The sequence below is a fragment of the Amantichitinum ursilacus genome, assembly GCF_001294205.1.
Classification (GTDB): Bacteria; Pseudomonadota; Gammaproteobacteria; order Burkholderiales; family Chitinibacteraceae; genus Amantichitinum; species Amantichitinum ursilacus.
The window spans coordinates 63,907-72,215 of sequence record NZ_LAQT01000032.1 but is presented as its reverse complement, the minus strand read 5'-3'; the positions used below and the strand labels follow the sequence as shown (position 1 = coordinate 72,215).

Genomic DNA, 8,309 nt, shown 5'->3' with positions numbered 1-8,309 from the left:
GCAAGCGAGGACAAGACCCCTTCGGGGTAACGCACCCTACGTTTCCTTGCATGCCTCGGCGGGAAGGCACGCATGTGGGTAATTCGGCCTGATTGTTCTTGCAAGCCACCGCGAGGAGGTAAATTTGCGGGCGGTTGGCCCAGTTGTTCTTGCTTGCCACTTTGGGTGGTGGGTCCAGACCCACCCTATGCACAAAGCGTTAAGCGTGCGCACTAGTCGTTCATTGTCACGGCCCAGTCACCACGCCCACCCGATGTTGCCAAAGGCAACGAGGCAGCAAGCCTGGCAAACCAGCGCCATCTCCTGAGCGCGCGAAGGTAGGAGACCCGAGGGGCTCCGACTGAGCGTCGCGTCCGCGGAGCGGCAGCTGAGGCGCGGAAGTAACAGACGGTCCGTTTCGGCTTTTGACCTACCGGGCCCCCTGGCGAGCGAAGGATTCGCGAGTGGGGTCGCCTTTCTTTTGGTTATCTTTTCTTTGGCGAAGCAAAGAAAAGTAACGTGCTCCCGGGCACCCCCGGGTATCAAAAATGCGCCGCAGGCTCAAGCGGTTAAAGTGTCACTCGGCGCAGGCCAAACATCAAAAATGCGCTGCAGGCCCAAGCGGTTAAGTGCTTTTCCAACACCCCCCGAATATCAAAAAACCCGCCCCAGGCATAAGCGTTTAAGCTCTTCAACACCGCCCAAACCCACCACCACCACCCAAACAAACCGCCCAATCCCCCACTGCCCAGACAACCCGCTCAATCCACCACCCGCCCCTTCAAAGCAAACAACCCCTGCGGCCGCCGCTGAATAAACACAATGATGAACGCCAGCACCAGAATCTTCGCAATCACCGCCCCCGCCCAGCCTTCCAGCAGCTTGGTGACGATGCCCAACCCCAACGCCGCCCACACCGCCCCCGCCAGTTGCCCGACGCCGCCGAGCACCACCACCAGGAACGAATCAACGATATAACCCTGCCCCATATCGGGCCCGACGTTGGCAATCTGCGACAACGCCAATCCACCCAGCCCGGCAATCCCCGCGCCCAGGCCAAACGCCAGCGTATCCACGCGCCGCGTCGCCACGCCCACGCAGCCCGCCATCGCCCGGTTCTGCGTCACCGCGCGCACAAACAGGCCCAGCCGCGTCTTTTGCATGATGGCCCACATCAACACCAGCACCGACAGCGCAAACCCAATGATCACCACGCGGTTCCAAGGCAGGATCAGGCTGGGCAGCAGTTCGATGCCGCCCGACATCCACGACGGGTTCGACACCTCCACGTTCTGCGGCCCGAACAGCGCGCGCGCTGCCTGGATCAGCACCAGCGAAATCCCCCACGTCGCCAGCAGCGTCTCCAGCGGGCGGCCGTATAGCCAGCGGATAACGGTGCGTTCCATCAGCATGCCCACCAGCGCTGCTGCGCAAAACGCCACCGGGATCGCCGCCACCAGATACCAGTCCTGCGCCCCGGCAAAGTGCGCGCGGAACACGCCTTGGGTGACATAGGCCGAGTACGCGCCCACCATCAGCAGCTCGCCGTGCGCCATATTGATCACGCCCATCACGCCATAAGTGATGGCCAGGCCCAGCGCCGCCAGCAGCAGAATGCTGCCGAGGCTCAGCCCGGAAAACACATTCGCCACCGCAGCAATCCACGCCAGCCGGCTGTCGATCGAGGCGACTGCGCTTTGCGCTGCGGTGCGCACGGTGGCGTCTTTTTCGTGCGCCGGGTCGGTCAGGGCCAGCAGCAAACCGCGTGCGGCCGGCGAGTTGCTATGCGCCAGCCCATCCACCGCCGCCAGCCGCGCTTTGGCGTCCGGGTTTTGCAGATTGGCTTGCGCCAGTAATTGTTCGAGTTGGGCTTTCACGCCCTTGTCGGTTTCGGTTTTCAGCGCCGTGGTCAGCATCGGCACCATGGCCGGGCCCACTGACGATTGCAGCGCCTGCACCGACTTCATGCGCACGGCGGGGTCTTTATCCAGCAAGCTGAAGCCCGACAACGCGCCCTGCAGCGCGCCGCGCACGCGGTTATTGATCGATACCGTGTCCACGTCTTCCGGCGCGGGGTTCAGTTCGGCGCCGCTGACCGCGTCATACGCTTTGTCATCGGCCTTGAACCAGATCTTGCTGTCGCTGGCATACAGCGCATCGTTGCCCAGCGCGGTCAGCAGCTTTTGCGCATCGGGGCTGGCGGTGGCGGCCAGCGCGCTGATGGCGGCGATTTTCTGGTCGCTATCGTCGTCGGTCAGTTGCTTGACCAGCCTGGCGTCCAGCGCGGCCATGGCGGGTGCGCACAGCAGCCACAATAGCAGCGCCAGCACACGGGCATACACGGATTTATGCATCGGGGTGTCCCCTCGGTAACGGATCAGGCCCGTGGGCCCGATCCGCCTGTTACTCAGCAAAACTCAAGCATTCAACGCAGAACCCACCGGGGCTTACATTTCCGGTTCGTCTTTCTTCTTGTCGTTACCGGGGATAAACGGGCTCCACGGTTGCGCCTTGACGGTGGACGAGGTCTTCCACACCACGTTGAACTGGCCGTTGGCTTTGACTTCACCAATCATCACCGGCTTGTGCAGGTGATGGTTTTTCGGGTCCATTTCCAGGGTAAAGCCGCTCGGCGCCTTGAAGGTCTGGCCGCCCATGGCCGCAATCACCTTGTCGACATCGGTGGACTTGGCTTTCTCGACCGCTTGCTTCCACATATGGATACCGACGTAAGTGGCTTCCATCGGATCATTGGTGACGGCGGTTTCGTAGTTAGGCAGCTTTTGCTTTTTGGCCCAGTCGCGATACATCTTCACGAACTTGGTGTTTTCCGGGTTCTTGACCGATTCAAAGTAGTTCCACGCGGCCAGTTGGCCCACCAGCGGTTTGGTATCCACGCCACGCAGTTCTTCCTCGCCCACCGAGAACGCCACCACCGGCACATCGGTGGCTTTCAGGCCGGCGTTGCCCAGTTCTTTGTAAAACGGCACGTTGCTGTCGCCGTTGATGGTGGAGACCACGGCGGTCTTTTTGCCTTGGGCGGCAAAGTCTTTCACCTTGGCGATGATGGTCTGGTAGTCGGAATAACCAAACGGGGTGTATTCCTCCATGATGTCGGCGTCCTGAATGCCCTTGCTATGCAGGTAGGAACGCAGAATCTTGTTGGTGGTACGCGGGTACACATAATCGGTGCCCAGCAACACAAAGCGCTTGGCTTCGCCGCCGTCTTTGCTCAGCAGATAATCCACCGCCGGAATGGCTTGCTGGTTAGGTGCAGCGCCGGTGTAGAACACGTTTTTCTCAAGTTCTTCGCCTTCGTACTGCACCGGGTAGAACAGCAGGCCGTTCAGTTCGCGAAATACCGGCAGCACCGATTTACGCGATACCGAAGTCCAGCAGCCAAACACCACATCCACTTTGTCTTTGGAAAGCAGCTGGCGGGCTTTTTCGGCAAACAGCGGCCAGTTGGAGGCCGGATCAACCACCACCGGTTCCAGCTTTTTGCCCATCACGCCGCCTTGGGCGTTGATTTCGGCAATGGTCATCAGCGCGGTTTGTTCCAGCGCCGATTCAGAGATCGCCATCGTGCCCGACAGCGAATGCAGGATGCCGACCTTGATGGTGTCGGCGGCGAAAGACAGCGAACTGCTCAGCCCGGTGGCAGCCAGCAAAGTGGCCAGGGTCAGGGTTTTAACGGCGGTACGGCGGTTCATGGTGACATCTCCCGAATCTGAAACATGGTTTATGTAAAAACGGAGTTTCGTTCCTGCTTCTTGCTTTTCTGGTTCTGGTTTTTGTTGTTGTCTTTGCGTGATGTCGTACCGGGTTCCGGCCCAGTTGCAGGCCACAACCTGTGTGGCTAGCTGCTCTCTTCGCCGCGTCGGCGCGCGGCATGCATCATGTGCAGCGTGATCTTGCGAACTTCGGCTTTGCTCTCGTCGATATGTGCTTTCAGCATGCGTTGCGCCTCATCGCTACGGCGTTGCACGATGGCGCGCAGGATGGCGCCGTGCTCGTGGTAGGTCGTATCCACGCGATACGGCTTGGTAAAGTCCAGCCGGCGGATCGGGCGGATTTTTTCAGTCACTTCGCGATGAATGCGCGCCATCTCGCCATTGCCCGTGGCCGCCACCAGGGCCGAGTGAAAATTCTCGTCATGGCCCGACACAATCACGCCGTCGGTAATACGTTCGCCCACCGGCACCAGCCAGATGGCTTTCAGCGCTTCCAGCTCCGGCACCGGCGCGTCGGTGACGCGTTCGCACAAGCGGCGCACCGCGGCCAGTTCCAGGATGATGCGGACGTCGTACAGGTCCTCGAAATAATCGAAATCAAACGGCCGCACCTGCCAGCCATTGCGAAATTGCACTTCGACAAAATGCTCGGCCTGCAGCCGGTACAAGGCTTCGCGCACCGGCGTGCGGCTGGCGCTCAGGCGTTCGGCCACTTCGCTTTCGGTAAAGCGGTCGCCGGGCAGCAGCCGGAACTCCATGATGTCGGTCTTGATCGCCGCATAGACCCGGTTGGCCAGGTTATCGGCCGCACCGCGCCGCCGTGGCGCGGCCACGCTGGCGGCTTCAGCGGCAGGCGTTGGTTCGATCGGGTCGATCAGCGATTCGGGCTTCATACGGCGGCTTCCGCCAACACCGGTTCGATCACCAGCAAGCGCTCGCCCGGCGTGACCGCCTTGCCGGGCTGGGCGCGGATGGTGCGCACGATGCCGCTGACGGGCGCGGTGACGGCCAGTTCCATTTTCATGGCCTCAACCACAATCAGCGTGCTGCCGGCTTCCACGTGCTGGTCCACTTCCACCAGCACTTTCCAGATGCTGCCATTCAGATCGGCGCTCACCACATGGTGGCCATCGGGCACGCTGCTGTCGTCTTCCTCCACCAGTTCGGCGGCGGCTTGCGGCGCGGCATCGTCGGCTTGCCACAACGCCACTTCGGTTTCGAAGGCCACTTTCTGCTTCGCCTTGAAGTCATCAATGCTGACCGCGTTGTCGGCCAGAAAGGCTTTGTAGGCGGCGAAATCGAATACTTCTTGTTCGATGCGCAAATCGGCGCGGCCGTGGCGGAAATCTTCGCGCAGCGTGTCGAGTTCGGCTTCGCTCACCGGGTAAAAGCGCACTTGGTCAAAAAAGCGCAACAGCCACGGCTCGCCCACGGCAAACACCGGGTTCTTCAGGAAGGTGTTCCAGATCGGCAGCGTGCGGCCCACCAGCTGATAGCCGCCGGGCGAATCCATGCCGTAAATGCACATGTACACGCCGCCGATCCCCACCGTGCCTTCGGCGGTAAAGGTGCGCGCCGGGTTGTATTTGGAGGTCAGCAGGCGATGGCGCGGATCAATCGGCACCGCGCAAGGGGCGCCCAGATACACATCGCCCAGGCCCATCACCATATAGCTGGCGTCGTAGATGATGTCGCGCACTTGCTCGCGGCTATCCAGCCCGTTAATGCGCTGGATAAAGTCGACGTTATTGGGCAGCCACGGCGCTTTGGCCTTAACGGTTTCCGAGTAGCGTTTAACCGCCCCCAGCGTGGCTGAATCTTCAAACGCCAGCGGCATATACACCACGCGCGTCGGCAGCTTGAGCGTTTCCACATCGGGCAGGCTGGCGTCGGCCAGCAGCAGATTGGCCAGCAGCTTTTGCTGGCTGATTACCTGGCTATCAAAGCGGATCTGCAACGAGCGCACGCCCGGTGCCAGTTCCAGCAAGCCTTCAATGCCCAGCTCGCGCAGTTTCTGCATTAGCAGATACACGCGCAGACGCAAGGCCAGATCGAGCACGTTGGGGCCGTATTCCAGCAGGATGTAGGTATCCCCGGCCTGGCGATAGGTGACCGCCGGGCGCGCGCCGTTGGCGGGCAGTTCGGCCAGGATGGCGGGCGACGAAGTGGCGGGCAGCACGGTGACGGCCACGGGTTCGGGCGGCGTTAAATGCAGTGTGGCCAGTTGTTCGTCTTGTGCGGCTTGCAACGCGGCGGCCTGTTTGTAGCTGATGGCATGAAAACGGATCTTGTCGCCGGGTTTGACTTGGCCCACTTTCCACAACTCGGCTTTGGCGATGGTAACCGGGCAGACAAAGCCGCCCAGGCTGGGGCCGTCGCGGGTCAGGATCACCGGGCTGTCGCCGGTAAAGTTGACGCTGCCGACCGCGTATTCGCAATCGTGCACATTGGACGGATGCAAACCGGCTTCGCCGCCATCGGTGCGGGTCCAGGTCGGCTTGGGGCCAATCAGGCGCACGCCCAAGCGGTTGGAGTTGTAATGCACTTCCCATTCGGCTTCGAAGAAACTGGCAATCGACTCGGGCGTAAAGAAATCGGGCGCGCCGTGCGGGCCGTACAACACGCCGATTTCCCATAACTGGCCGTACTGCGGCACCAGCGCGGCCGGGGCGCTGCGCGGCTGGCTGGTGGGCGCGGGTGTGGTGCTGGCGGGCAAGTCGGGCTGGCCCACCGGCAACATATCGGCGGCGCGCAAGGTGCGACCGGCGTGGCCACCAAACTGGCCCAGCGCAAAGGCGGCGCGGCTGCCCAGATAAACCGGCACATCGATGCCGTTGCGGATAGCCAGATAAGTGCGGCAACCGCTGCTGACGCGACCCAAGCGCAACACCTGGCCGGCGCGGATATACAGCGGCTCGTTCATTTCGCGTTGTTCGGCATCCAGCGTCACCGGGCAGGGCGCGCCGGTGACGGCGACCACGGCATCGCAATGAAACTTGAGCGACGGGCCTTGCAATGTGGCTTCCAGCGCGGCGGCGGCAATGTCGTTGCCGACGATGCGGTTGGCCAGGCGATGCGCATAATCATCCATCGGGCCGGACGGCGGCACGCCGATGTCCCAATAGCCGACGCGGCCCGGGTAATCCTGCACGCTGGTATAAGTGCCCGGCTCCAGGACTTCGATCACCGAGGGTTTGAATTCAAAGGTATCCAGAAAGCGGGTTGAGACCTTGCCGCTGTAAAACGCCTCGCTGGCGATAATCTGGCGCAAATAATCGAGGTTGGTGGCAATGCCATGCAGCGCGGTATGCGCCAGCGCTTTTTGCAGATTGTCGAGCGCCTGTTCGCGGTCCGCGCCTTTAACGATCAGCTTGGCCAGCAAGGGGTCGTACAGCGACGGTACTTCGGTGCCGGTCTGCACCCAGCCATCCACCCGCACCGGCACGATATCGGATTCGGGAAAGCGCACTTCGGTCAGCAAGCCGGGCGAGGGCTGGAATTGTTTGACCGGGTCTTCGGCGTACAAACGTACTTCGATGGCCGCGCCTTGCGGGGCGGCGTTGAGCGCATCCCAATCCAGCGCATCCCCGGCCGCCACGCGCAGCATGCATTCGACCAGATCAAGCCCGGTAACGGATTCGGTGACCGGGTGTTCCACCTGCAGGCGTGTGTTGACCTCCAGAAAATAGAATTCATCGCGTGCGCTGTCGTAGACATATTCCACGGTGCCGGCCGAGCGATAGTTCACCGATTCGCCCAGCGCTTTGGCCGAAGCCAGCAAAGCAGCGCGGGTGGCGGCGGGCAGGTTGGGCGCCGGGGTTTCTTCAATCACTTTCTGGTTACGGCGCTGGATGGAGCAATCGCGCTCGCCCAAGGCGGCGACCTGGCCTTTGCCATCGCCAAAAATCTGTACTTCGATATGGCGTGCCTGGTCGACAAAGCGTTCGACAAACGCGCCGCTGTCGCGGAAAAACTGTTCGCCCATGCGTTGTACGCGGTCGAACGCGGCGGCCAGTTCTTCGGCCGAGTTACAGCGCGTCAGACCAATACCGCCGCCACCGGCCGTGCTTTTCAACATCACCGGATAACCAATCTTGCCAGCTTGTTCCAGCGCGTCTGCCACCGAGGCCAGCAAGCCGCTGCCGGGTGTGGTGGGCACGCCGGCTTGCGCGGCCAGTTCACGCGCACGGTGCTTCAGGCCGAACTCCTGCATTTGCAGCGCGGTGGGGCCGATAAACACGATGCCGTTGGCGTCGCAGGCGGCGGCGAATTCGGCGCTCTCGCTTAAAAAGCCATAACCGGGGAACACGGCTTGCGCGCCGGTTTGCTTGCAGGCGTCGATGATCTTGTCGATGCGCAGATAACTATCCGCCGGGCGATCGCCGCCCAGTGCGATGGCCACGTCGGCCTGCGCCACGTGGGCGCTGTTGCGGTCGGCATCCGAGAATACGGCCACGCTGACCACGCCCAGATGTTTGAGAGTGCGGATGGCGCGGCAGGCGATTTCGCCCCGGTTGGCAATCAGTACGGTATTGAACATCTTCAAACACCTCGCAAACGGCGGCAGGCCGGCTGGTTACTCAAGTTGTTGGATTT

General features: G+C 61.7%; 4 protein-coding genes. All 4 read right to left on the bottom strand.

What is annotated here, in order from left to right; translation table 11 throughout:
- Positions 1-740: 740 nt before the first annotated feature.
- Positions 741-2,333, bottom strand: a complete 1,593-nt coding sequence (gene urtB / locus WG78_RS18580; protein ID WP_053939336.1) for an urea ABC transporter permease subunit UrtB — start codon at positions 2,331-2,333, stop codon at positions 741-743.
- Positions 2,334-2,426: 93 nt separating this feature from the next.
- Positions 2,427-3,692 carry an urea ABC transporter substrate-binding protein gene (gene urtA / locus WG78_RS18575; RefSeq protein WP_053939335.1) on the bottom strand — a complete coding sequence of 422 codons (1,266 nt, stop codon included), beginning with the start codon at positions 3,690-3,692 and terminating at the stop codon, positions 2,427-2,429.
- Positions 3,693-3,838: 146 nt separating this feature from the next.
- Positions 3,839-4,606, bottom strand: coding sequence for a GntR family transcriptional regulator (locus WG78_RS18570; protein WP_083459369.1), 768 nt, complete (start codon positions 4,604-4,606; stop codon positions 3,839-3,841).
- Positions 4,603-8,253, bottom strand: coding sequence for an urea carboxylase (gene uca / locus WG78_RS18565; RefSeq protein WP_053939334.1), 3,651 nt, complete (start codon positions 8,251-8,253; stop codon positions 4,603-4,605). The genes WG78_RS18570 and uca overlap by 4 nt, the downstream gene beginning before the upstream one ends.
- Positions 8,254-8,309: the final 56 nt, after the last annotated feature.

What these genes read in the sequence shown, in the direction of transcription:
- urtA (WP_053939335.1), bottom strand. Translation starts at nt 3,692, where the DNA reads ATGAACCGCCGTACCGCCGTTAAAACCCTGACCCTGGCCACTTTGCTG.
- urtB (WP_053939336.1), bottom strand. Translation starts at nt 2,333, where the DNA reads ATGCATAAATCCGTGTATGCCCGTGTGCTGGCGCTGCTATTGTGGCTG.
- uca (WP_053939334.1), bottom strand. Translation starts at nt 8,253, where the DNA reads ATGTTCAATACCGTACTGATTGCCAACCGGGGCGAAATCGCCTGCCGC.
- WG78_RS18570 (WP_083459369.1), bottom strand. Translation starts at nt 4,606, where the DNA reads ATGAAGCCCGAATCGCTGATCGACCCGATCGAACCAACGCCTGCCGCT.